We start from the raw sequence: 23,178 nt of genomic DNA, 5'->3' as shown, positions 1-23,178 counted from the left end.
ACGCGGGAGAGTAGGTCGCCGCCAGGCCTGCAAAGAACAGATATAACTCTTCAACCAATCAATCAGAACAACGCGGGATGGAGCAGCCCGGTAGCTCGTCAGGCTCATAACCTGAAGGTCGCAGGTTCAAATCCTGCTCCCGCAACCAAACAAAAATACCAAAAAAGCCCGTATAGCCCAAAAGCTAGCGGGCTTTCTTGCGTTCAAATAACAAAAACCACCAGGGGGACACTGTCGGAAGAGATACCTGTCATCGGAATTGCGGTTCGAGGGCCGCGATAATCCCGCGCAGTTCTGCAAGACCCTTTAACCGCCCAATGGACGGATATCCAGGTTGTGCGCGTCGTCCCAGGTCATCCAGAATGTCCTGCCCATGATCTGGGCGGAACGGGATGGAGCAATCGGATCTGCCGATGGATCTGCGCCGTTGTTCTTCCTTCAGGGCTGCAGTGATCAGGGTCACCATATTGGTATCCCCTCCAAGATGCTCTGCCTCGTAGAAGGATCCTCGAATATCTGTTGTTTCACGTTTGACATTTCGAAGGTGAAGAAAGTGAACACGATCTCCCAGGCGTTCCATCATTCCTGTCAGATCATTGTCTGGTCGCGCTCCCAGTGAACCCGAGCACAGGGTGATCCCGTTAGCAGGAATATCAACCGCCTGCATTACCGCCCTGTACTGCTGCTCAGTTGACATGATCCGCGGTAAGCCAAGCAGGGGAAATGGCGGATCATCCGGGTGACAACACAGGCGTAGCCCAAGTTCCTCGGCAACAGGCGCGATTTCTGTCAGGAAGTCGATGAGGTGTTGGCGCAGCGAGTCTTCTCCCATGTCGGCATATTCCGACAAATGGTTGCGGACGTCTTCCAGTGTGAAGTTTTCGGCAGCGCCCGGGAGGCCATAGACGATATTGCCTGCCAATTGGTCAGCTTGCTCGGCAGATAGTTTATCGAAATACGCGTAGGCGGATGCTTTGAGCACATCGTCATAGTCATTTTCGGCCTCCGGGCGTTTGAGAATAAAGAGGTCGAAAGCGACAAAAGCAATCAGGTCGAAACGCATGCAGGTAGCTCCGTTTGGCAGCCGCCATGCGAGGTCCGTTCTGGTCCAATCCAGAACCGGCATGAAATTGTAGCAGATGACCTTGATCCCCGCTGATGCGAGATTGCGAAGGCTTTCCTTGTAATTGGCGATATGTTGTCGCCAGATGCCTTGTTGTTTCTTGATATCTTCGCTCACAGGCAGGCTCTCGACCACCGACCACACCAGTGTGGACCGGCTGCCGTCGGGCATGGTCGCAATTTCCCTCTGTCGTTTGGCAATTTCTGCGGACGACCAAGTCAGTCCGGTGGGAACGTGGTGAAGTGCCGTGACAATCCCGGTAGCACCGGCCTGTGCGACATCTGCGATGCTGACACGATCTTGCGGTCCAAACCAGCGCCAAGTCTGTTCCATATAACCCCTCCTGACCCAAGGTAAGATTTATAGCACTGCCACATCTTGCTGACTAGTATGGAAGTATGTTAATTGACGTTGCGGGAGGTGTGGTGCACATGAAATTTGAACGTAATCAGGCATGGGAACTGGATCATTCTGCGTCGATAACGCCGCAGATCACCCGCATCCTGCGTGAGCGCATTATTCAAAGTGACCTTCAGCCGGGTGACAGGATTTCGGAAACCGAAGTTGCCCGCACTTACGACATCAGCCGGCAACCGGTCCGTGAAGCATTCATCAAGCTAGCTGATCAGGGGCTTTTGGAAATCCGACCGCAACGCGGCACCATTGTGACACGTATCGGATATTTTGCGGTTCTTGATGCGCGTTTCCTGCGAGAAGCGATCGAGGCAGATATCTGCAAGATTCTGGCTGCGAACCCGAATCCGATCCTCATTTCGGAATTGCGCCGACAGTTGGACGTCCAGCAGGCATTGGCGCCGGAAAATGCGGACGGATTTATCCGTCTGGACGAACGTTTCCATCGAACGCTCGCAGAAGCGGCGGGAAAGGCGAGTGCGTGGCGCCAGATTGAAGGCCTCAAGTCACAGATGGACCGGGTTCGATATCTGTCATTGCGCGAATTCCGGGTCGACAAGCTCATCATTCAGCATGGGGCTATCGTTGACCGGATCGAGGCCGGAGATGTGGCAGGCGTTAACGCCGAAATACGCCTGCATTTGCGGGAAGTGCTGAAAGACCTGCCTCAGATCATCAAGGCGAATGAACGATTTTTTGATCTGCCGGACGGAGACATACCTCCGCCGGTCAATGCACCCATGGGAGGGACAAACGCATGACTATCAATTTGAAAGTAACAGCCCTTGCAGTCGCCGTAGCCGCACTGTTGGCGGGGCCGGTGTCTGCGCAGGAGATGACGCTGAAACTCGGCCATCTGGCTAACGAGGACAACTCCTGGCACAAGGCGTCGGTCAAGTTCGGTGAAGAACTTTCCGCGCTAACGAATGGCCGCATTGCGGTGGAGGTCTTTCCGAACGAGTCGCTCGGCAAGGAAATTGATCTCATCAACGGGATGCAACTCGGGACGGTCGACATGACAATCACCGGTGAATCCCTGCAGAACTGGGCACCCAAGGCGGCTCTTCTTGCTGTTCCCTATGCGTTCAAGACCATTGAGGATATGGACGCCTTCGCTTCCGGAGAGGTGGGAGACGAAATCAAGGCCCAAATCATCGAGAAGGTTCAAATCCGGCCGATTGCCTACTTCGCTCGTGGCGCTCGCGATTTGACGTCCAACAGACCGATCAAGACACCGGCCGATTTGAATGGCCTGAAAATGCGTGTACCGAATGTTCCACTTTTTGTGGATGTGTGGGCCGCCCTTGGCGCCAACCCCGGTCCAATGGCGTTTTCCGAAGTGTTCACATCCTTGCAGAACGGTACAATTGAGGCGCAGGAAAACCCTCTGGCGCTGATCCGCTCGGCCAGCTTCTATGAAGTCCAAAGCCACGTGAACCTCACAGATCATGTGCGGTCCTGGATCTATCTGACCATCGCTGAATCGACCTGGAACAAGCTGTCTGACGAGGACAAGGCTGCCGTGACCGAGGCTGCTGCCCGTGCACAAGCCTACGAACGCGACCTCTTCACGAAAAGCCTTCAGGAAGACCGTGCCTTCCTTGAGGAAAAAGGCATGATCTTTGTCGAGGTGGATGCGGCTGCTTTCCAGGCAGCAGCAAAGGACGCTGTTCTCGCCAATGTTAATGACGAGATCAAGCCGATCGTCGAAAGCCTTTTCTCGAATTAAACCGGGACCTATTGCCAGCGCCGCAGCCTTGTGGCGTTGGCACCCGGCTTGGGAGTTCGAGCATGTCTCGGGTCATAAGTGTCGTGACAGGAGTTGCCCGCATTGGTGCAGGCCTTGCCTTTGCCATCCTCATGGCGGCGGTTCTTGTGCAGGTTGTCGGGCGCCTTATGGGGTCGTCCCCGGTCTGGACGGAAGAGCTGACACGGTACGCGCTGCTTTACATGATCGCCTTTGGGGCCGGACTGGCGTTTCGTTCCGGGGAACTGGTGAATGTCGACGTGATCTGCGAGGCGCTTCCCGGCAGATGGCCGTGGGTGTTGCGCCTCTTTTCTGCCGCCGTGACTGGCGGTCTGGCGCTCTACATCCTGCCCCACGCTTGGCGTTTTGTTTCCATAGGCAAAATGCAGACCGCGCCCGCGCTTGGTTGGCGGATGGATTTTGTGCATCTGACCGTCTTCCTCCTCCTTGCCGGGCTCGCCGTGTTCGCCGGCATGAGGGTATTGGGCATGCTCAGCGGCAAGGAAGATGGTTTGCCTGACAAGACCGCCGACGAGACGGAGAGCTGAAAATGGACGTTGCCGTCCTGTTTGTTGTTTTCATTGCGGGCTTGGTGATCGGTATTCCCGTTGCCATAACGCTCGGCGTTTCATCGCTCGCCTATCTGCTGATCGCTGGTATTCCGCCTGTTGTGTTGCCCCAGAAGATGTATGCGGGGATGGATGTCTTCGTGCTTCTGTCGATCCCCGGCTTCATTCTTGCTGGCAATCTCATGAACCATGGCGGCATCACCAACCGCATCATTCGGTTCGCAAACGCTCTTGTCGGCTGGATCAGGGGCGGCCTTGGGCTGACGAATATTTCCGCTTCCATGCTCTTTGGCGGCATCACCGGAACGGCTGTTGCCGACGCAGCCTCGATTGGCAGTGTGCTCATTCCCGGCATGAAGAAGGCGGGTTATCCGGCGGACTTTTCCGCCGCAGTCACGGCAGCCTCATCCACCGTTGGACCAATTATCCCCCCCTCGGTGCCGATGATCATCGTTGGAGCCCTTTCGGGAATTTCCGTTGGCAAGATGTTCCTTGCCGGCGCGATCCCCGGCATCCTCATGGGGTTGGCGATGATGGTCACATGCTACATCATCTCCGTTCGCAAGGGGTTCCCACACCAGCCTTGGCAGGGATTTGGCGAAGTTGGCCGCTCCTTCGGGGGCGCCATCTGGGCAATCGCAATGACGTTTCTGATCATCTACGGTTTGCTGTCCGGCCTTGCGACGCCAACGGAAACGGCGGTAGTTGCCAGCGTATATGCCTTTGTGGTCGGCGCCTTCGTCTACAGGGAACTGCCACTTCGCGCCGTGCCGAAAATCCTTGTCGATAGCGCGGTTTCGGCTGCGGGCATTCTCGCCCTTGTCGGTTTTGCAAATGTCTTCGGATGGATTCTTGTGTCGGAGCGCATTCCGCAGGCCATTGCAGAGGGGGTTCTGTCGATCACCGATAACAGGTTCTTCGTTATCCTTCTGATCAATCTGCTGCTTCTGTTTGTCGGGATGTTCATGGAGACGATTGCAGCGCTCATCATCCTGTTTGTTCCGCTGATGTCGCTTGCTCAGGCGGTCGGCATCGATCCTCTGCACTTTGCCACCTTCGCGGTGCTGAACCTGATGATTGGTCTGACGACCCCGCCGGTGGGGGTTTGCCTGTTCCTTTGCGCCAATATCGCCAGGGTGCCTCTCGCGCCTGTGGTGCGTGCGATCCTGCCGTTTCTGCTGACGAACCTTCTTGTGCTCTTCGCGGTCTCGTATTTTCCGCCGCTGGCCACCTGGCTACCTTCCCTGCTGACGAAGTGAAATGTGGAAACGGAGCGATCTCATGCAGCACCTGCACTTTGAACGTGACGCCCTAAAGGGACTCGCCAAGGATCTGCTAATTTCGGGCGGCATGGCAAATGAATTGGCTGAGGTGGTTGCCGAATTCCTGACCCGCACGGACGAGATGGGAGTTACCACACATGGGATCTCGATGGTTCCTTACTACATTCCAGAGCTCGAAAACGGCACCATGACAGCAAGTGGCTGTCACGAGGTTGTGAGAGATAACAGTGTGACCATGGTGTGGGATGGGCACTACCTGCCCGGCCACTGGCTTATGGCAAAGGCTATCGATACCTGTATTGACCGTGCTGCAACCTTTGGTGTGGCGGCCGTGGCAATTCGTCGAAGCCATCACATAGGTTGCTTATCGACGTTGACGCAGATGGCTGCCGAGCAGGGGTACATCTGTTATATCGCCACCTCGGACCCATCAGGCAAATGGGTTGCACCCTTTGGTGGCATTGAACCCCTGCTGACACCCAACCCGTGGGCAGTTGGATACCCTGCCGCAGGGCATCCGGTGTTGATCGACACTTGTGCTTCGATCACAACCGTGTCCAAGGTGCGAGAGCACATTAACAAAGGCACCCAATTTGACCATCAGTGGATGCTGGATGCGGACGGCAAGGCAACAACCGATCCCTCTGTCGTGAACCAAACGCCTAGGGGCTCGATCCTACCGGTCGGTGGTAAGGACCACGGGCACAAGGGTTTCGCCATGGGACTGATGGTTGAGATGTTGACACAGGCCTTGTCAGGCCACGGGCGCGCCAACGCTCCGGTTCGCTGGGGGGGCAATGTATTTCTTCAGATCATATGTCCTGATGCCTTTGCTGGGCGCGAGGACTTTCTTTGCCAAGTTGACACGCTGAACACAGCCTGCCGGTCTTGCAGCCCTGTTCCGGGTGGAGACGCAGTCCGCATCCCCGGTGATCGAGCTTATGATGCCCTGTCAAACAGCCAGAAAGAAGGTGTCCGCCTGCCAGATGAAGTATGGGCTCGCGTTACTGCTGCCGCCGCCAAGTTTGACCTGCCGCTTCCTGAACCTATCGGTATTCGATCCCCCGAAATGCCAGTTCGTTGAGGTCGTTCTATCTGGAGTCCCTGATGAAAACCCGTGTGTGCCGCCTCTATGGGCAAAACGATCTTCGTATCGAACATGACGAGGTGCCTGAACCCGGTCCCGGGCAGGTTCTCGTCGGGATTGCTGCGGGAGGTATTTGCGGTTCGGATATGCACTATCTTTCCGATGGAGGAATTGGAACGATCCGTGTGCGTGAGCCGATCATTCTGGGTCACGAGGCCTCGGGCCGCGTGATTTCGGTCGGGATCGGTGTCGAAGGCCTTCAGGAAGGGGACAAGGTTGCGATCAATCCCAGCCGTCCCTGTGGTGATTGCTGGTATTGCGATGAAGGTGCGCCTATACATTGCATGACCATGCGGTTCAACGGCTCAGCCATGCGTCTGCCTCATGAGCAGGGGCTGTTTCGTGACAGGGTGGTTGTTGAGGCCGCGCAATGCCTGCCCCTTCCGGACGATGCGGATCTGACAGCGGTCGCATGTGCAGAACCTCTGGCGGTTTGTTTGCATGCCCTGAAGATGGCCGGTGAGGTTCGCGGCAAGCGGGTTCTTGTGACCGGCGCCGGTCCGATTGGGAGCCTGTGTGCAGCAGCTGCCGCCTCAGCAGGGGCTGCAGAAGTGGTTGTGACCGATCTGCATGATGCGGTTCTTGCTGCTGCAACAAAAATGGGAGCCACACGGGTTGTCAATGTCGCGAAAGAACCGGAGGAACTGGATCGCTATGCGCAGGACAAGGGCCACTTTCATGTTGCCTTTGAATGCTCTGCCGCAGGGCCTGCAATCCGGGGGGCGATTGCAGCGCTGCGCCCCGGCGGTGTGCTGGTTCAGGTTGGTGTCACCGGGGATACCCCGATCCCGATCAATGCGCTGGTTGCCAAGGAAATCCGGTTTCAGGGGACGCACCGCTTTGATGCTGAGTTTGCTGCAGCCGTTGAAGCTATCACATCAGGGCGCATCGATGTGCGCCCCATCATGTCCGCGCAGTTTCCCTTGGAACAAGCGGTAAATGCCTTTCAAGCCGCGTCTGACCGCAGTCGGTCAGTAAAGGTTCACCTGATGTTCGAGATGTCCTGACCCTCAGGATGTGTGCGCGATCGGAAATCTGAGTTCCACAGTGGTGCCTTCGCCCGGTTCTGAAAGGATCCGGGCACTGCCGCCGCATTGGCGAACGAAACCATAGACCACCGCAAGGCCAAGCCCTGCCCCACCGGTGCCGGACTTGGTGGTGAAGTAGGGCTCGAATGCCTTGTCAATCTCGTCGCGTGTCATCCCGATCCCGTTGTCGCTGACGCTGACGACAACGAAGTCACTTTGTGAAAACGTGCGAATGGCAACATTTCCTCCATCGGGCATCGCAGCGGAGGAATTGAGGCAAAGGTTTAGGATTGATTGCTCAAAAAGCTCCGGGTCGAGGTAAAGTGGGGCCAGCCCGGTATCGAGATCGAGCGTCAGGCTGCACTTGTCCGCAATTGCGATTTCGAGGATATCCGCCATTCCCCGAAGGAGGGAGGAGATATCGGTCTTGCTGAAGTTTACCGGCTGCTGGCGACCAATTGTCAGCATGCTGCTTGCAAGCGACCTCCCTCGGTCGGCTGCCTTGCGGATGCGGGCAATATTGCGTCTCTGGCGCTCGTCAAACCCCTCGTCCCGCTCCAGCATGCCCAGGCTTCCAGTGATGATCCCGATCGTGTTGCCGATCTCATGGCTGAGCTGATGGGTCAGTCGCATGATCCCATCCAGCCGAAGAGATTTGGCCGCCTCGGCTTCCTGCTGATCGAGCTGGGTGACATCCCTTGCAAGAACAACCAGGCCATTGTCGCTTTGCCGCGAAAGGGACACCTCGGTGACAGTTCCTCTGTCAGACCTGTGCCGCACGGTGATCGGTTCGACCAAAGGGGTGGTGGCGTCCCTCATCGGCAGAGGATCTGCCGACAGCTCGGAAATCGGTTCAAGGAATTTGGGCAGCTTGTATTTGCGGGCCGCGCCACCGTGGCCAAACAGTTCGATCACTCGCCGGTTCATGGTGACCGGTTCGCCATTTGCATCGAAGATCGCAATGCCTTCATTCATGCTTCGGAACGTTGATCTGATGGTTCTGGCGGCGGCTTCCGCGGTTCTGCGAAGGCGGCTCACACGGTCAACGCTCGTCTTGAACGCCTGAAAGGCCTCCTGCAGGTCAAGGAGTTCGGTCTCATCCCCCTTGTAGATGGGAGGGCCGACGTCCTTCTTGCCCCGAGCCAGGTCATTGATGCCGCTGGTGAGCGAGACAATGCCTCCTGACACACGCGTGACGGTGCGGATCGAGAGGATCGCCACGGTGAGGACCAGCAGCGATGCAACGGCAACGATCACCAGAAGGCGCTGAAGCGTGGCCGAGGTCGACTGGAACTCGCGGTTCAGGGTTTCGGTCACGATTGCGGACTGGTTTTCCGTTGCAAGCGACAGTTCCCTGGCAATCTTGTGCAAGCCGTCCACTGCCGCGCGCACGCCGAACATTTCCTCCAGATAGCTGTTCTGTGCCTGAAAGGCCGCCTCATAGGCGGAAAGGTTTATCGGCGGAGCTGGAATGGCGCTGGTCTCAAAAACGTATCTTCGGCGCAATTCACCCAGTTGGAACAGACTGCCGGCACTGGAAACAGACTGTGCGATGGCATTAAGGCGTTGGCGGGTGTCCGACCGGCCGCTGTTATCGGCAACGGCAATCATGCCGAGCGCGGAAGACACCTGTTCCTTGAAGCCTTGTGCCGTTTCGGCGCGTGTCGCCAAGCCAAGGGTCTGGGTCCGTATTCCCTCAAGCAGGTTCTGGATACGGGTACTTGAAATCCGGCTGCCAAGATTGGCCGATCGCGTGTCGGGTAAATTTAGCAGCAGCTCATCCACCTGAACAATCAAAGCGCGGCTTTTGCCGGAAATCGTGTAGGGGGACGTTGCATTCATGAGGAATGGCGCGCTTGAAACCAGATCCGATACCTGTCGTGACACGAGAGAGGCATCCGCCAGGCTGGCAAAGACCTGCAGGCCATAGGCAGCGGTTTCTTCCCGCGCCTTGAGCAAGCCGTAGATCGCAATGGCCGACAAGGTGAAGGCAACGGCACAAATGAGCGTGATGGCGGCGGGAAGGCGAAAGGCGATCGAGGACAGGAGCGGGCGGTTGATCATCTAGGACTGCACCGCCTCGTCCCGATGAAGAATGTAGCCCTTTCCGCGCCGCGTTTTGATATGTTGCGGCAGATCCGGATTTCGCTCGATTTTCCGACGAAGACGCAAAACAAGAACGTCGACATTGCGGTCGATGAGCCGGTCTGTTTCCGCCCCCAGCTGTTCCAGAATCGTTGTGCGGCTTACGGGTTGGTTCGGCGTCGCGGCAAGAATCTCGAGAAGCGAAAACTCGGAAGAAGTCAGGGTTCTGCCTGGGTGCGACTTGCAGATGGCACGACGGTTTTGCAGGTCTATCACCCAGTCGCCCAGTAAAAGGGCAGAGGGCTCATTTTGAAAGCTGACCGTTTCCCGGTCGGCCTTCAGCGCAGGGTGCATGCGTCTCAGCACGGCCTTGATGCGGGCGGTCAGTTCGATCGGCTCGAAAGGCTTGACCACATAGTCGTCAGCGGCGGTTTCCAGACCCAGCACTCTTTCGGCAGCACTGCCTGCTGCCGTTACCATGATGATGCCGAGATCTGTTTGGGATCTGAGTTTTTGCGCAAACACGCGACCCGACATTCCCGGCAGGTTATGGTCGACCAGGATCAGATGGAATGTTTCGTCTGCCAGACGCCTGATGGCCTCTTCTGCAGAATGCGCGCGCGCCGCACGCCAGCCCTCCGCTTCGACGAGATCGGAGATCAGTTCTGCCATATCCGGATCGTCCTCCACGATCAGGATATCTATACTTTCACTTTGCAATACCGATCCTCCCGGTCATGATCATATGCAATGTGAGGGAGCATGCAAAGCCTTGGTTTACTTGATGCTTTGTCATTATTGAAAGACTTGTAACAAATGTAACCTGAATTCTCGCCAGTGGAAACAACGGTAACCAAACTCCTGTTGCGAAGCCGGTCATGTCTGCCATGGTAGGAAATGTTCGGAAGCTGCTTCCGGACTGGGAGGTTTACATGAATTTCGCAACGTTGCTCGCAGCGGTGGCAGGCCTTGGCCTTGTCGTCCACTCTGCTGACACTTCGGCGCAGGATCTCAAGGTCCTTTGCGCAGCCGATGTGCAATGGTGCGAGAGCATGGAAAAGGCCTTCGAGGAAAAGAGCGGGCTTGCCATTGATGTAACGCGCAAGAGCACCGGAGAAATTCTGGAAAGTGTGCGCGCCCAAAAAGCTTCCCCGGACATAGATGTCTGGTGGGGCGGGACTGGTGACACGCATCTTCAGGCCGCGGCGGAGGACTTGCTTCAGCCTTATCAGTCGCTCGAGTTGCAAGACGCTCTGCCTTGGGCGCAAAACTTCTCCCAGATTTCCGGTGGAAGGGCGTCGGGCATTTACGCTGGAGCGTTGGGCTTTGCCTATAATTCCGCGGTAGTGAATTCTAGGGGCATTCGCGCACCGTCCTGCTGGAAGGATCTTACCAATCCCGATTACAAGGGCTTGGTGCAGATGCCCAATCCGAATTCGTCCGGGACTGCCTTCACCATGCTGGCCACTCTGGTTCAGCTTCTGGGAGAGGATGAGGCCTTTCAATATCTGGCCGCATTGTCTCGCAACATTGACCAGTTCACGACATCGGGTGCTGCGCCTGTAAAGGCGGCTGCGCGCGGAGAAACCGGAATCGGAATCTCTTTCATTCATGATGCGGTGACACAGAAACTGTCCGGAGCGCCGCTCGTCATTGTCGCCCCTTGTGAGGGAACCGGTTACGAGATCGGGGCGGTCAGCATCATCAAGGGCACTCGCCGTCTGGAAACCGCGCAGCGGTTTGTGGACTTTGCCCTGAGCACCGAGGGGCAGAAAACTGGCGCAAGCGCGGGCCAGAATCAGGTTCCGTCCAATGCCCGTGTTGCCCTGCCGCCCGCAGCTCCCGACATCTCGCTCATCCGCATGGTGGATTATGACTTTGTGACCTTCGGGTCGCCAGACCAGCGCAGGCGTCTGCTGGATCGTTTCGACAAGGAGGTGCTGCCATCGGCGAACCCTGTCGCAACCCAATAGGGACGTGAGCATCTGCAAATACTGATTTTCCTGAACGGACCGTGGCGCGGCTCCGAACGGGAGGGGTTTGTCTGATGACGAAAAAACAATGCGTGAAAGCGCGAGGAATTCTGCCTTCCGGGCAGAGAAATGGCTGAAAGCCAAAGTGGAGGAAACGATGTCTATGAAACGTATTTCCCTGATGCTGCTTGCAACTGCAGCAGCCTTTTCAGTTTCGTCAGCCAAGGCGGCGGGCGACCTGAATGTTATCTGTTCTGCGGATGTGGTGATCTGTGAACAGCTGCAAGGGGACTTTGAAGCTGCGCACGATATCAAGGTCAACATGGTTCGCCTCTCATCGGGCGAGAGCTATGCAAAGATCCGTGCCGAGTCCCGCAATCCGAAGACGGATATCTGGTGGGGCGGCACCGGGGATCCGCATCTTCAGGCAGCATCCGAAGGTCTGACGGAAGAATACAAGTCCGCGAAGATCGACGAGTTGCACGACTGGGCGAAGATGCAGGCAGAAAGCTCGGGCTACCGGACTGTCGGCATCTACGCCGGCGCGCTGGGTTGGGGTTACAACACCGACATCTTCAAGGAAAAGGGACTTGCTGAGCCGCTGTGCTGGGCAGACCTTCTGAAGCCGGAGCTGAAAGGCGAGATCCAGGTTGCCAACCCGAACTCCTCGGGCACGGCCTATACGGCGCTTGCCTCGCTGGTTCAGATCATGGGTGAAGACAAGGCTTTTGCCTACCTGAAGGATCTCAACAGCAACGTGTCCCAGTACACGAAATCCGGCTCCGCCCCGGTGAAGGCTGCTGCGCGCGGTGAAACTGGCCTTGGCATCGTGTTCATGCATGACGCAATTTCGCAGGCGGCTTCCGGTTTCCCGGTCAAACCGATCGCACCATGCGAAGGCACGGGGTATGAAATCGGCTCCATGTCCATCGTCAAGGGTGCGCGCAACATGGACAATGCGAAGGTCTGGTACGATTGGGCGCTGACCCCGGAAGTCCAGTCCCGCATGAAGGATGCCAAGTCCTTCCAGCTGCCGTCCAACAAGGCCGCTGCGGTGCCGCCGGAAGCTCCGAAGTTCGAAGACATCAAACTGATCGACTACGATTTCGCAACCTACGGCAACCCGGACACGCGCAAGGGATTGCTTGAGCGCTGGGATCGCGAAATCGGCGCAATCGCCAACTGATCGTTCGATGACACTGGTCCACGGGAGAGCGTTCGTCTTCCCGTGGATCAACACAACAAGCTAAAAAACGGGGGGGCCATGACCAGTGGCATCAAACGGCTGAATGTTCTTCTCGGCCTGGGCATTTTTGCCTTTCTTTTCGTGCCCTGGTACCGGGTGGAGCGCGGGTTTTACTCATTTGACTGGATAGCCGGTTTTCCGTTTTCATCCGATCAGGCGCCTGGCCTGTTTCAGATCCTTTCCGAAGGGCGCCTATGGCTCGCCGTGGCGCTGATCCTGTTTCTTGTCGGGATCGGGAGCCGGCTGATCGGAAATGAGGATCAGCGGGGCAAGGTTCTGGTGATCGCCGGAGCTGCAGGGATCATCTTCATGGCTCTGCAGGGACTTGCGATCAGTTTTACCGGGTGGGCCTGGACATTTCCGGAGAACGCATTCGGTGCCCTGTCGCTTGGCCAGCCGGCCATGGGGGCTGGCGCTGTCCTTGTATCGCTCATTTTTGTGCTTTTCATTGCCTTTGGGCTCGCCGAACGCGGGTTCATGAAGGGAGACGCCTTTGTTGTCGGGTCGATCTCCATGCTGATCTTTCTGGTCGCGGTTTTCATTTTTTATCCGATAGGCAGCATGTTCGTCGGCGCAGTGCATGATTTTGACGGATCCTTCAAACCGGATGGCTTCATCCGCAACATGCAGGATCCCGCCATCTGGAGCCTTGACTGTGTCATCGGTGGCAACCGGTGTGGCGTTGCCTGGCGCACGCTGTTTCTCGCGGTTCTTTCGGGCCTTGGCTCTACCATCCTCGGTCTTGCCTTCGCCCTCGCTGCGACACGCACCCGCTTTCCCTTCAAGAGAGGGCTGCGCCTTCTGACCGTGTTGCCGATCATCACGCCACCCTTCGTGATTGGACTTGCGCTAACCCTTCTGTTTGGCCGCTCGGGTGTGGTGACAGAAGCGCTGGATACACTGTTCGGTATCGAACCGAGCCGCTGGCTTTATGGTCTGACAGGTATCTGGATTGCCCAGGTTCTGTCCTTCACGCCGATTTCCTTCCTTGTGCTGATCGGCGTGGTGGAAGGTGTCAGCCCGTCCATGGAAGAAGCCTCGCAAACCCTTCGGGCCGATCGCTGGCGGACATTCTGGCATGTCTCGCTTCCGCTCATGAAGCCGGGGCTTGCGAATGCCTTTCTGATCGGGTTCATCGAGAGTATGGCGGATTTCGGCAACCCGCTCGTTCTTGGTGGGAGCCATGGTGTTCTGTCGACGGAGATTTTCTTCGCGGTGGTCGGCTCTCAGGTCGATCCTTCCCGTGCGGCGGTTCTGGCCATTATCCTGCTGAGTTTTACCCTCTCGGCCTTTCTGGCCCAGCGGCTTTGGCTCTCGGGCAAGAACTACGCGACGGTGACCGGCAAGGGAGACAGCGGGGTTCATGCGGGCCTGCCGAAAAGCCTCTCCATCACGGTTCACGGCATCGTTCTGCCCTGGATGGGGTTCACTCTCATCGTCTATGGCATGATCATCTTCGGTGGCTTCGTGAAGACGTGGGGCCTCGACAATTCCTTGACCCTTGAGCACTACGCCCGCGCCTTCTCCATAGGCTTTCAGGATGGTGCTCTTGTTTGGACCGGGGTGGCGTGGAACTCGTTCTGGACGACGATGGAAATTGCCCTGATCTCGGCACCCCTGACGGCGGCAGTTGGCCTGCTGACGGCCTACATCATCGTGCGGCAGAAATTTGCGGGCAAAAATGCGTTCGAATTTGCCCTGATGATGAGCTTCGCCATTCCAGGCACGGTCATCGGTATCAGCTACATCATGGCCTTCAATCTGCCACCGATCGAAATGACCGGATCTGCGCTGATCCTGATTGCCTGCTTCGTGTTCCGCAACATGCCAGTGGGCGTGCGCGGCGGTATCGCGGCGATGAGCCAGTTGGACAAGAGCCTCGATGAAGCATCGCTCACCTTGCGGGCGAACAGTGCAAGAACGCTGCGAAAGGTGATCTTGCCGCTGCTGCGTCCAGCCATCACGGCAGCTCTTGTCTACTCTTTCGTTCGGGCGATCACGTCTATCAGTGCCGTGATCTTCCTCGTTAGCGCGGAATACAACATGGCAACCTCCTACATTGTCGGCCTCGTCGAAAACGGCGAATACGGTATCGCCATTGCCTATTCCTCGATGCTGATTTTCGTGATGATCACCGTGATTACGGGCTTCCAGCTCCTGGTCGGCGAGAGAAAGCTCCGCCGTGAAAACAGGGTCGCTGGTGTCGCCAAATCCAACAAGTTCCAGATTGCGCAGGAGAAAACTGCATGACAGACCTCAAGGCCGGTTCGGTCGTCTTTGAAAACGTGCGCAAGGACTTTGGTTCCTTCACAGCGGTGCCGGATCTTTCCATCACCATCGAACCGGGAACGCTGGTTACCCTTCTCGGTCCTTCCGGCTGCGGCAAGACAACCACCTTGCGAATGCTGGCTGGGCTCGAACATCCCACCTCCGGTCGGATCTTCATCGGGGGGCGGGATGTCACGATGGTCCCAGCGCATGAGCGGGATGTGTCGATGGTGTTTCAGTCCTACGCGCTGTTTCCGCACATGAGTGCGCTCGACAATGTGGCCTATGGACTGGAATCCTCCGGATTGAAGAAAAAGGAAGCCCATGAGCGGGCGGAGGAAGGTCTTGCTCAGGTGGGGTTGGCCGGAATGGGGCATCGTCTTCCCGCAGAGCTTTCAGGTGGCCAGCAACAACGTGTTGCCGTTGCCCGTGCGCTGGTTCTCAATCCTCAGGTTCTCCTTCTGGACGAACCCCTGTCCAACCTTGATGCCCGCTTGCGACGCCGAGTGCGGACCGAAATTCGTGAGTTGCAGCAAAGGCTGGGTTTTACCGCCGTCTACGTTACGCATGATCAGGACGAAGCCCTTGCCGTTTCCGACCGGATTGTCGTCATGAAGGACGGGCGTATTGCGCAGGAAGGGGCACCGCGTGAGCTCTATGAGGAACCTGTCTCCGAATTCATCGCGGATTTCATGGGTGAGGCGAATGTGGTTTCGTGCGAGATTCTCGATCATGAGGGCAACAACGCGATCATCGACATTGGCGGGATCCGCCACAAGCTCCGCTCGCGCGGGGCTTCAAAGGGCAAGGCCAAACTTGCGGTTCGCCCGGGATCGGTTGTTCTCAATCCCACCGATACGTCCGGTCTCGGCGGTGAAATCGTGACGGCTGCCTATCTTGGAGATCATGTGGAGTATGAAATCGAAACATCGGTCGGAAATTTCTTCGTCATTGATCACGCCGTGGATCAGTCCTACGCGCCGAAGACGGCCGTTTCCCTCGGCTTCCGCAATCGCGGTCTGGCCCTGATCGAGGGATAAGACATGCTGCTACATAATTTGACGGCTGTTCCGTCCGATACGCTTCAGGCCCGGTTCAATCTGGCTCAGGTGATGGCGGAAGAGGCCGGCAATATGGCGATGGACTATTTCATGCGCCGTAAAGAGCTGACGGTCGAGACGAAGACAGGCTTGCAGGATCTGGTCTCGATTGCCGATCGAAATGTGGAAAGCCTGATCCGGGACTTCTTGCGAGAGTCCTACCCGGAAGACGGCATCCTCGGCGAGGAGCACGGTGTTCAGGATGGCACGAGTGGTTATCTCTGGGTAGTTGATCCGATTGACGGCACAGCGGCGTTTTTGCATGGAATGCCCAACTGGTGTGTCTCAATCGGCTTGCTGAAGGACAACCAGTTGGTGATGGGGGTTGTTCGTGTTCCCTGTGATGACGAGACCTTCGCTGCCATCAAGGACGGCGGTGCCACACTCAATGGCGACGGGTTGATGCTGGATGCCGCCAAGACCTTGCAGAACAGTTTGACGGGGATAGGGGCAAACCATGACATCCCGCCGGAGATGGTCGGATCCGTGATCTGCGATCTCATGGCGGCAGGCGGCAACTATGTGCGCACCGGCTCGGGAGCGCAGATGCTGGTCCATGTCGCCGCAGGACGTCTTGCGGGCTTCTATGAACCTTCCATGCATATCTGGGACTGTTTGGCTGCGTATTGCATCGTTGCAGAAGCGGGCGGACTTCACAGGGACTTTCCGCTGGAAGGACAGGGTCGCCTTGCTGGTGGTCCGGTGCTGGCTGCAGGTCCTGGCGCCTTTGAGGCTCTGGATCAGATAGCCCGGAAAAACGAGCTGAAATACCTTCGGTAGCAGCTCGCCTTAAAGCCGCATGCTGGACTGGCGGACAATAAGCTCGACGGGGTAGCGCTTGGTGGCTTCCGGCTTGTCGCCCTGCTCGAGCCAATTGAGCAAGGCCTGTGCGGAGTTTTCGCCAAAGCGTGAGACATCGCAACGGATCGAGCTGAGACGTGGAAAGCAGAGGGAGCTTTCCTCGATGTCATCGAACCCGACCATACGGATGTCCTTGCCCGGAAGAATGTCGGTTTCCGCGAAGCCACTGATCATGCCAAGCGCGACAAGGTCGCTGAAACAGATGACGCCGTCTGGACGCGTGTCTTCCCTTGCCATGCGCCGGGCAATGTCGCGGCCAAAGGTGCGTGACGGGCGACCGTGGTAATAGATGCGCTCCCGCCCTTCCGCATCCATCAGTTCGTTGTAGCCTGACACGCGTTCCAGCGTGACGGGCCGGTCTTCCAGTCCGCCGACGAAGGCAATCCGCTTGCAGCCAAGTTCCAGCAGGTGTTTGGTCGCCAGACGGCTTCCTGCCATGTAGTCGAGCGAGGCGAACGGGAATATGTCCGTTCGCTCATCCACCTGACGCAAGACCTGCATGGTTGGAATGCCTGATTTCTCCAGCCGGTCGAATGCACTGAGATCCGGTGCGTAGGTCGGCGAAATAACAAAGGCGGAAACGCCATGTTCGATCATGGAGGCAATGACCGTCGCCTGGATGTCCGGATTCTCGTCCGTATTGGCAATGACCGTCGAAAATCCCTTGCGGGCAAAGGTCATCTGGATGCTGGCAGCAAATTCGGTGAAGAACGGGTTGCGCAGGTCGTTGATCACGAGGCCGATAAGGCCAGACGACGCTCCACGAAGACCGGCTGCCGAGCGGTTGTAGACATAGCCGATATCGACCATCGCCTTTTCGACTGCAGCTCTTGTCGACGCCTTTACGGCAGCCGAGTTTTGCAGGACCAGTGAGACCGTCGACTTTGACACTCCGGCGTGGCGGGCAACATCAAGGATCGTCGGTCTCTTGTTCATCTTGGTCAGGTCAGTCCGTGCAGCTTGAGAAGGAGCGCCATGCGTTCGCTCGCGATATCCGGTTTGGACAGGATTCCGGCGCGATCTGCAAGGCGGAAAACCTCCGCATAGTGCGTAATCTCACGGGAAGACTGGAAACCGGCGGGCATGATGAAGTGGCTTTGGGCATCATTCAACCATGCAAGGAACGCAATCCCGGCCTTGTAATATTGCGTCGGTGCCTTGAAGATTTCGCGCGAGAGCGGGACGGTCGGGGCAAAAAGGGCGTGATAGGTGACCATGTCTCCTTCGGCCAAGGCCTCCAGAGCCTGACAGGCGGCAGGCGCAATCGCCGCAAATGCGCCCAGCAGAGCGTGACTGTGCCTGCTGCCATCGCCTGCGATTAGATCGGCATAATTGAAGTCATCGCCGGTATAGAGCCGTACGCCCTCCGGCAACCTTGTCCTGAAGGCTTCTTCATGGGCCTGATCGAGGAGGGAGATCTTGATGCCATCCACTTTGGCCTTGTTGGCGTTGATGATGTCCAGAACGGCATTTGATGCGGCAGGGATGTCATCCGCCCCCCAATACCCTTTCAGGGCAGGGTCAAACATGTCCCCAAGCCAATGCAGGATGACCGGCGAAGAAGCTTCATTGAGGAGCTTTCCATAAACACGGGCATAGGTGTCGGGACCTGCCTTGATGGCCGGAAAGGCGCGAGAGGCCATCAGGATGATCTGTCCGCCTGCGTCCTCAATCGCTTCCATCTGCTCCCGGTAGGCTTCGATGATGTCGTCTTCCGTTGTCAGCTCAGACAGAGGCTTTTGGTCTGTCCCGGCCCCACAGGCAACCCGAGGCTTCATCGGGTGCGCCTTGGCCTCTTTCATGGTGCGCTGGATCAGCTCTCTGGCTGTTTTCCAGTCAACACCCATCCCTCGCTGGGCGGTGTCCATCGCCTCGGCCAGTCCCAATCCCTGATCCCATAACCAGTGGCGAAACTTGAGGGTGTTTTCCCAATCGACCGAGGGAGAGCCCTGCCAGGGCGCGCGTTCGGCAAGCGGGTCCGAGACCACATGGGCAGCTGCAAAGGCCGTGCGCGTGAGCGGAACACGCGGGGCTCTGGGCTCAAGCGCTAGTCCGCTCAGCTTGTAAGGTTCCAGCGTGTTGTTATAGGTCGGCAGATTGAGCATGGGTCTTGTGCCTTAATCAGCAACGGGAATATCGAGAACAAGAATGCCGTCGATGCCGCCAACGGCATTGGCGACAAGCTGCGCGCCGACGGCCTTGTGGTCCGGATGGGTCTGATAGGCGGCAAGCGTGTCCCAATCGGCAAAGTCGGCGACAAAGCCATGCATGTAACCGCGCTCGATCTTTTCCGGGCTTTCGCTTTTGCCGGATGTGATCGACAGAACGCCGGGAAGCTTGTCCTTGATGTCGTGGAGTTCGGAGAAAATCTTGTCGATGGTGCCGTCACTGACATCTGGCTTGAACTTGACGAGGACGATGTGGCGGATCATGTGCAGGTCCCTTACTTTTGACCGTTGTCTTGCTTGATCAGGTCGGCGGCTTTTTCACCGATCATGATCGCGGCTGCGTTGGTGTTTGACGAGACGACATTCGGCATGATGGAAGCGTCGGCCACTCTGAGGCCTGCAATTCCGTTGAACCGCAGTCGAGGATCAACAACGGCATTCGCATCCACCCCCATCCGGCACGTACCTGCCGGGTGGTGGGATGTCTTGGAATGCTCGCAGATGAACTCGAAATAGTCCTCATCGGTTTTGACATCAGGCCCGGGAAGGCGCTCGGCGCGAATGAAAGGCTTGAGTGGTGCCTGCGCCATGATTTCCTGCGTCAGCTTCAGACCGCGAATGGACATTTCCCGGTCCTGCGGGTCGTCGAGATAATTCGGGTCAATCTGCGGTTCGACACTCGGATCCGCACTTTGCAGGCGCACCGACCCTCTGGAGCGCGGGCGCAGATAACAAGAGTTCAGCGTGACACCGCCATCCGGCATGGAGGCCACACCGGCTTCGATGCCAGTCCCAAGCCCCAGATGGAACTGCAGGTCCGGCGAGCGGGCCTCGGGGTCGGCATACCAGAAGCCTCCCGTTTCAAAGAGGCTGGAGGAAACAGGGCCCTTGCGGGTGAAGATGTACTGAAGACCGGCCAGAACCGACATGTGTGGCTTGGCGAACCTGTCATAGGTGTGCGGGCCGCTAACCTCGCAGATGCAGTAGAGATCCAGATGATCCTGCAAGTTTGCCCCGACCTGCGGCTGATCCAGAACAACATCGATGCCAAGGGCCTTGAGCTCGTCTGCCGGACCAATGCCGGAAAGCTGCAAGAGGCGGGGTGAGCCGATGGCTCCGCTGGAGAGAATGACCTCCGAGCTTGCGATCAGTTTTGTTCCGTCAATCAGCTCGACGCCATTTGCCCGGCCACTTTCGACAATGATCCGGCGGACATTCGCACCCAACTTGACGTGAAGGTTCTTGCGGCCCCTGTTGGGGGCGAGATAGGCCATGGCAGCGGAGGACCGGCGGGCATTGCGCTGGGTTAGCTGATAATAGGCGGCCCCGTCCTGCTTTTCGCCCGTGACATCTTCGTTGAACGGAATGCCGAGCGCCTTGGCCGCTTCAAAATAGGCCTCGCAAATGGGCAGGGGCGCGCAGGGTTTCGAGACGCCGAGCGGACCTCCCTTGCCATGATACTTGTTGTCGAATGTATCGTTGTCCTCGGCTTTGCGGAAATAGGGCAAGACGTCGTCATACCCCCAGCCCTCACAGCCCATCTGCCGCCACTCGTCATAATCGCGCGCATTGCCACGGGTGTAGATCTGGGCGTTGATCGAAGAGCCGCCGCCGATCACCTTGGCCTGCGTATAGCGAAAGACACGGTTCAGCATGTTCTTTTGCGGAACCGTGTGCCAGCCCCAGGAGCCAATGCCCTTTGTCATCTTCGCAAAGCCGGCGGGCAGATGATAAAAGGGGTGCCGGTCGCTTCCGCCTGCTTCCAGAAGCAGGACGTTTACATCCGGGTTTTCCGTCAGCCTCGCCGCAACAACGGACCCGGCGCTGCCGCCGCCAATGATGATGTAGTCGTAGCCTTGAGCCATCTTGTTTCCTCAAAGACGCGGAATGGAGAGGCCGCCATCAACCGGGATCACGGACCCGGTGGCAAAGGCCATCTGGCCCTCGGCAAGCGGCAGGATGATTGAGCCGATATCGGCAGGTTTGCCCCAGCGACCGGCAGGGACGAGGCCGTCTTCAATGCGGGCGGTGTATGTGTCCTTCACCGCCGCAGTCATGCCGGTCTCGATGATGCCGGGCCGCAATTCGAAGACGCCGATATCATGTGGTGCCAGGCGGGTTGCGAACAGGCGGGCCATCATGGAGGCGCCTGCCTTGGACATGCAGTATTCACCGCGCTCGACCGACACCATTTCAGCGCTCACCGACGTGATGAAAGAAAGGGAGCGATAGTCCGGGGACGGGGTGCCGACCATGCGCCGCGCCACCTCTTGTGCGAGAAAGAACGCCCCGCGCAGGTTGATGTCCATGACGAAGTCGAAACTGTCCGGCGTCATGTCGAGCAGATCACCTCGTACCTTGGCAGGAACGCCAGCATTGGACACAAATGTTGTGACCGGGCCAAGCTGCGCCTCCACGGTGTCCAGCAGCGCGGGGACGGCTTCGATTTGGGCAAGATCATGCTGAAAGTAGGTGGCTGGACTTCCCAGTTCAGCAAGCGCGTCTTTGACGATCGCGTCATCCGGTGTGTGCTCGGCAGCAAGAGCGACGCGGTATCCGGCGCCTGCGAGCGCCTTTGCAATGCCAAGCCCAATGCCGGATTGGCCTCCGGTGATCAAGGCGACCTTGCTCATGCGCCGAGTTCCTTTTGAATTGTACTTGCTGTTCGCAGCGCGAGGGCAGCCACGGTGAGGGACGGATTGACGGCGGCCGAGGTCGGCAATGCACCTGCATCCGTCACATAAAGGTTCGGATGGTCCCAGCTTCGGCAGGTAGGGTCGAGAACCGAGGTTTTCGGATCAAGGCCCATTCGCACGGTTCCGCACTGGTGGGACGGAACCCTGCCGTCAAACAGGCGAGACAGCACCAACGGAAAACCGGCAGCCTTAAGTGTGGCCTTTGTCTTGGCCAGAAGCTTGTGGTGAGCTGTCATGTTGGACCGCCGCCAGATCAGCTGGATCTGGTCTCCATTGAGAACCACCCGGCTTTCGGGGTCCGGCAAATCCTCTGAAATGAGATACATGTCGATGGCGTGGTTTGAGATCCAGCGAGCGGCAAGCATCGGCAGGCTTGGCACTTGTATCTTCAGAATATCCGGCGTCACGCGGCCAAGAAGCTGGACATTGCCGAGTGGTTTTCCGGTTTCTCCATCATCGAGATACCAGTCATTCAGGCCGAAGGTTTTCTGATAGACAGCGTCGTTCTGGAAACGCGGGTCTATCCCAATCACAGCCGTTGCATTGTGGTTCATGAAGCAGCGCCCGACATAGTCAGACGAATTGGCGAGACCGGACTTCAACAGAAGGGCTGCAGATTGAACCGCGCCGGCGCAGAGGATAAACGTCCCCGCCTTGAGCGTATGCACTTCGCCGTCTTTCTCAAACGTGACTTGGGAAATGCGGTGTGTTTCAGGGTCGCATGACAGATGTTTGACATGGGCGCCAGTGACCAGAGACACGTTTTCGTGGCTCAGAGCTTCAGCCAAGGCGCAGGTTTCGGCATCCATCTTGCCGCATCTGAGATCGGGATACCCATCCCACCCGGTTTTCCCCGCTTTTAGCCAAGTGTCGATGTCGACGCCAAGCGGCAGGGTGAAGGGCGATACACCAGCCTTTTTCAGTCGGGCGCGGACGTCTGCAATCGCTGGCTCGTCAGGAACCGGCGGAAACGGGTAGCTGCTGTCGTGAGGAGGTTCGGTCTTGTCGGATGTGTGGTCTCCGCGCACCTGAAACAGCTGTTCAGCCCGCTCGTACCATGGGGCCAGCTCTTCATAGGCAAACGGCCAGGCGGGTGAGATGCCGTCAAAATGTTCCAGCTCCCCAAAGTCTTCCTGCCGGTAGCGGATGAGCACTGCACCATAGAGTTTCGTGTTGCCGCCAACATTGTAATAGTTGCCGGGCTCGAAGGGTTTGCCGGTCTCATCCAGCCAGGTCTCCTTCGAGCGGAAGGCACTGTTTGTGTAGATGCGCCAGGGATCACGGGCGGGAGCGGTGTCAGGGATCTGATGCCCACGTTCCAGAATTGTGATGCGGGCACCGGTTGGTGCGAGGCCTGCTGCGACGCTCGCCCCTCCCATTCCACTTCCGATGATCACGATATCCGGTGACATTTTTCGCCCTGACTGATTTGTTGGTTTTCAGTTTATGGAACGTTCCAATTTTTTGTCA

Annotated in this window: 20 protein-coding genes and 1 tRNA gene; 12 read left to right on the top strand and 9 right to left on the bottom strand. The window is 57.5% G+C overall.

Translation table 11 applies throughout. The annotated features are described in order from the left end of the window. Positions 1 to 71 precede the first annotated feature (71 nt). Positions 72 to 148 (top strand) — tRNA-Met (locus F0155_RS01805). Positions 149 to 250: 102 nt separating this feature from the next. On the opposite strand, the gene uxuA is transcribed toward F0155_RS01805, so the two are convergent. Next, the gene (gene uxuA / locus F0155_RS01800) at positions 251 to 1,456 is read right to left on the bottom strand and encodes a mannonate dehydratase (RefSeq protein ID WP_150522752.1); all 1,206 of its coding nucleotides are present in this window, start codon (positions 1,454 to 1,456) and stop codon (positions 251 to 253) included. A gap of 98 nt (positions 1,457 to 1,554) precedes the next feature. Here uxuA and F0155_RS01795 point away from each other — a divergent pair, with 98 nt between their 5' ends. From F0155_RS01795 to F0155_RS01770, 6 genes are all read left to right on the top strand, one after another. After that, entirely contained in the window at positions 1,555 to 2,298 is a 744-nt protein-coding gene (locus tag F0155_RS01795) for a GntR family transcriptional regulator (RefSeq protein ID WP_150522751.1), read from the top strand. Beyond that, positions 2,295 to 3,266 (top strand): TRAP transporter substrate-binding protein, encoded by a 972-nt coding sequence (locus F0155_RS01790; protein ID WP_150522750.1) that lies wholly within the window; start codon positions 2,295 to 2,297, stop codon positions 3,264 to 3,266. The genes F0155_RS01795 and F0155_RS01790 overlap by 4 nt, the downstream gene beginning before the upstream one ends. A 62-nt stretch (positions 3,267 to 3,328) precedes the next feature. Continuing rightward, positions 3,329 to 3,832, top strand: a complete 504-nt coding sequence (locus F0155_RS01785; RefSeq protein WP_150522749.1) for a TRAP transporter small permease — start codon at positions 3,329 to 3,331, stop codon at positions 3,830 to 3,832. 2 nt (positions 3,833 to 3,834) lie between these two features. Then, on the top strand, positions 3,835 to 5,112 hold the full coding sequence (locus tag F0155_RS01780; protein ID WP_150522748.1) for a TRAP transporter large permease: 1,278 nt from the start codon (positions 3,835 to 3,837) through the stop codon (positions 5,110 to 5,112). A 22-nt stretch (positions 5,113 to 5,134) separates the two neighbouring features. Next, positions 5,135 to 6,220, top strand: a complete 1,086-nt coding sequence (locus F0155_RS01775) for an Ldh family oxidoreductase (protein ID WP_150522747.1) — start codon at positions 5,135 to 5,137, stop codon at positions 6,218 to 6,220. A gap of 23 nt (positions 6,221 to 6,243) precedes the next feature. Beyond that, positions 6,244 to 7,290: an L-idonate 5-dehydrogenase gene (locus F0155_RS01770; protein ID WP_150522746.1), complete on the top strand. Its 1,047-nt coding sequence runs from the start codon at positions 6,244 to 6,246 to the stop codon at positions 7,288 to 7,290. A 3-nt stretch (positions 7,291 to 7,293) separates the two neighbouring features. On the opposite strand, the gene F0155_RS01765 is transcribed toward F0155_RS01770, so the two are convergent. Next, positions 7,294 to 9,375: a sensor histidine kinase gene (locus tag F0155_RS01765; protein ID WP_150522745.1), complete on the bottom strand. Its 2,082-nt coding sequence runs from the start codon at positions 9,373 to 9,375 to the stop codon at positions 7,294 to 7,296. Then, positions 9,376 to 10,068, bottom strand: coding sequence for a winged helix-turn-helix domain-containing protein (locus F0155_RS01760; protein WP_425299908.1), 693 nt, complete (start codon positions 10,066 to 10,068; stop codon positions 9,376 to 9,378). 260 nt (positions 10,069 to 10,328) lie between these two features. Here F0155_RS01760 and F0155_RS01755 point away from each other — a divergent pair, with 260 nt between their 5' ends. The 5 genes from F0155_RS01755 to F0155_RS01735 all read left to right on the top strand — a co-directional run bounded on the left by F0155_RS01755 (position 10,329) and on the right by F0155_RS01735 (position 16,763). Continuing rightward, positions 10,329 to 11,369, top strand: coding sequence for an ABC transporter substrate-binding protein (locus F0155_RS01755; protein WP_150522743.1), 1,041 nt, complete (start codon positions 10,329 to 10,331; stop codon positions 11,367 to 11,369). A gap of 157 nt (positions 11,370 to 11,526) precedes the next feature. Further along, entirely contained in the window at positions 11,527 to 12,555 is a 1,029-nt protein-coding gene (locus F0155_RS01750; protein WP_150522742.1) for an ABC transporter substrate-binding protein, read from the top strand. Positions 12,556 to 12,633: 78 nt separating this feature from the next. Continuing rightward, complete coding sequence (locus F0155_RS01745) at positions 12,634 to 14,865, top strand: ABC transporter permease (protein ID WP_150522741.1); 2,232 nt, start codon at positions 12,634 to 12,636, stop codon at positions 14,863 to 14,865. Then, complete coding sequence (locus tag F0155_RS01740; protein WP_150522740.1) at positions 14,862 to 15,923, top strand: ABC transporter ATP-binding protein; 1,062 nt, start codon at positions 14,862 to 14,864, stop codon at positions 15,921 to 15,923. Before F0155_RS01745 ends, F0155_RS01740 begins: the two co-directional genes overlap by 4 nt. Positions 15,924 to 15,926: 3 nt before the next feature. Beyond that, positions 15,927 to 16,763 (top strand): inositol monophosphatase family protein, encoded by an 837-nt coding sequence (locus tag F0155_RS01735; RefSeq protein WP_150522739.1) that lies wholly within the window; start codon positions 15,927 to 15,929, stop codon positions 16,761 to 16,763. Between the two features lie 9 nt (positions 16,764 to 16,772). On the opposite strand, the gene F0155_RS01730 is transcribed toward F0155_RS01735, so the two are convergent. The 6 genes from F0155_RS01730 to F0155_RS01705 are packed head-to-tail and all read right to left on the bottom strand — an operon-like array spanning position 16,773 to position 23,120. Beyond that, positions 16,773 to 17,780, bottom strand: a complete 1,008-nt coding sequence (locus tag F0155_RS01730; protein ID WP_150522738.1) for a LacI family DNA-binding transcriptional regulator — start codon at positions 17,778 to 17,780, stop codon at positions 16,773 to 16,775. 5 nt (positions 17,781 to 17,785) lie between these two features. Further along, on the bottom strand, positions 17,786 to 18,949 hold the full coding sequence (locus F0155_RS01725; protein ID WP_150522737.1) for a dihydrodipicolinate synthase family protein: 1,164 nt from the start codon (positions 18,947 to 18,949) through the stop codon (positions 17,786 to 17,788). Between the two features lie 12 nt (positions 18,950 to 18,961). Then, positions 18,962 to 19,276, bottom strand: coding sequence for a Dabb family protein (locus F0155_RS01720; protein WP_150522736.1), 315 nt, complete (start codon positions 19,274 to 19,276; stop codon positions 18,962 to 18,964). An 11-nt stretch (positions 19,277 to 19,287) separates the two neighbouring features. Further along, positions 19,288 to 20,877, bottom strand: a complete 1,590-nt coding sequence (locus F0155_RS01715) for a GMC family oxidoreductase (protein WP_150522735.1) — start codon at positions 20,875 to 20,877, stop codon at positions 19,288 to 19,290. Between the two features lie 9 nt (positions 20,878 to 20,886). After that, the gene (locus F0155_RS01710) at positions 20,887 to 21,645 is read right to left on the bottom strand and encodes a 3-ketoacyl-ACP reductase (RefSeq protein WP_150522734.1); all 759 of its coding nucleotides are present in this window, start codon (positions 21,643 to 21,645) and stop codon (positions 20,887 to 20,889) included. After that, positions 21,642 to 23,120, bottom strand: coding sequence for an FAD-dependent oxidoreductase (locus tag F0155_RS01705; protein WP_150522733.1), 1,479 nt, complete (start codon positions 23,118 to 23,120; stop codon positions 21,642 to 21,644). The genes F0155_RS01710 and F0155_RS01705 overlap by 4 nt, the downstream gene beginning before the upstream one ends. Between the last annotated feature and the right edge of the window lie 58 nt (positions 23,121 to 23,178).

The organism is Roseibium sediminis, assembly GCF_008711325.1.
Lineage (GTDB): Bacteria > Pseudomonadota > Alphaproteobacteria > Rhizobiales > Stappiaceae > Roseibium > Roseibium sediminis.
The sequence above is the reverse complement of the archived record's forward strand: the minus strand, read 5'-3'. Positions and strand labels throughout refer to the sequence as shown.

Excerpts from the sequence above, each read along its gene's own strand:
- uxuA (WP_150522752.1), bottom strand. The coding sequence starts at position 1,456 with ATGGAACAGACTTGGCGCTGGTTTGGACCGCAAGATCGTGTCAGCATC.
- F0155_RS01795 (WP_150522751.1), top strand. The coding sequence starts at position 1,555 with ATGAAATTTGAACGTAATCAGGCATGGGAACTGGATCATTCTGCGTCG.
- F0155_RS01790 (WP_150522750.1), top strand. The coding sequence starts at position 2,295 with ATGACTATCAATTTGAAAGTAACAGCCCTTGCAGTCGCCGTAGCCGCA.
- F0155_RS01785 (WP_150522749.1), top strand. The coding sequence starts at position 3,329 with ATGTCTCGGGTCATAAGTGTCGTGACAGGAGTTGCCCGCATTGGTGCA.
- F0155_RS01780 (WP_150522748.1), top strand. The coding sequence starts at position 3,835 with ATGGACGTTGCCGTCCTGTTTGTTGTTTTCATTGCGGGCTTGGTGATC.
- F0155_RS01775 (WP_150522747.1), top strand. The coding sequence starts at position 5,135 with ATGCAGCACCTGCACTTTGAACGTGACGCCCTAAAGGGACTCGCCAAG.
- F0155_RS01770 (WP_150522746.1), top strand. The coding sequence starts at position 6,244 with ATGAAAACCCGTGTGTGCCGCCTCTATGGGCAAAACGATCTTCGTATC.
- F0155_RS01765 (WP_150522745.1), bottom strand. The coding sequence starts at position 9,375 with ATGATCAACCGCCCGCTCCTGTCCTCGATCGCCTTTCGCCTTCCCGCC.
- F0155_RS01760 (WP_425299908.1), bottom strand. The coding sequence starts at position 10,068 with ATGGCAGAACTGATCTCCGATCTCGTCGAAGCGGAGGGCTGGCGTGCG.
- F0155_RS01755 (WP_150522743.1), top strand. The coding sequence starts at position 10,329 with ATGAATTTCGCAACGTTGCTCGCAGCGGTGGCAGGCCTTGGCCTTGTC.
- F0155_RS01750 (WP_150522742.1), top strand. The coding sequence starts at position 11,527 with ATGTCTATGAAACGTATTTCCCTGATGCTGCTTGCAACTGCAGCAGCC.
- F0155_RS01745 (WP_150522741.1), top strand. The coding sequence starts at position 12,634 with ATGACCAGTGGCATCAAACGGCTGAATGTTCTTCTCGGCCTGGGCATT.
- F0155_RS01740 (WP_150522740.1), top strand. The coding sequence starts at position 14,862 with ATGACAGACCTCAAGGCCGGTTCGGTCGTCTTTGAAAACGTGCGCAAG.
- F0155_RS01735 (WP_150522739.1), top strand. The coding sequence starts at position 15,927 with ATGCTGCTACATAATTTGACGGCTGTTCCGTCCGATACGCTTCAGGCC.
- F0155_RS01730 (WP_150522738.1), bottom strand. The coding sequence starts at position 17,780 with ATGAACAAGAGACCGACGATCCTTGATGTTGCCCGCCACGCCGGAGTG.
- F0155_RS01725 (WP_150522737.1), bottom strand. The coding sequence starts at position 18,949 with ATGCTCAATCTGCCGACCTATAACAACACGCTGGAACCTTACAAGCTG.
- F0155_RS01720 (WP_150522736.1), bottom strand. The coding sequence starts at position 19,276 with ATGATCCGCCACATCGTCCTCGTCAAGTTCAAGCCAGATGTCAGTGAC.
- F0155_RS01715 (WP_150522735.1), bottom strand. The coding sequence starts at position 20,877 with ATGGCTCAAGGCTACGACTACATCATCATTGGCGGCGGCAGCGCCGGG.
- F0155_RS01710 (WP_150522734.1), bottom strand. The coding sequence starts at position 21,645 with ATGAGCAAGGTCGCCTTGATCACCGGAGGCCAATCCGGCATTGGGCTT.
- F0155_RS01705 (WP_150522733.1), bottom strand. The coding sequence starts at position 23,120 with ATGTCACCGGATATCGTGATCATCGGAAGTGGAATGGGAGGGGCGAGC.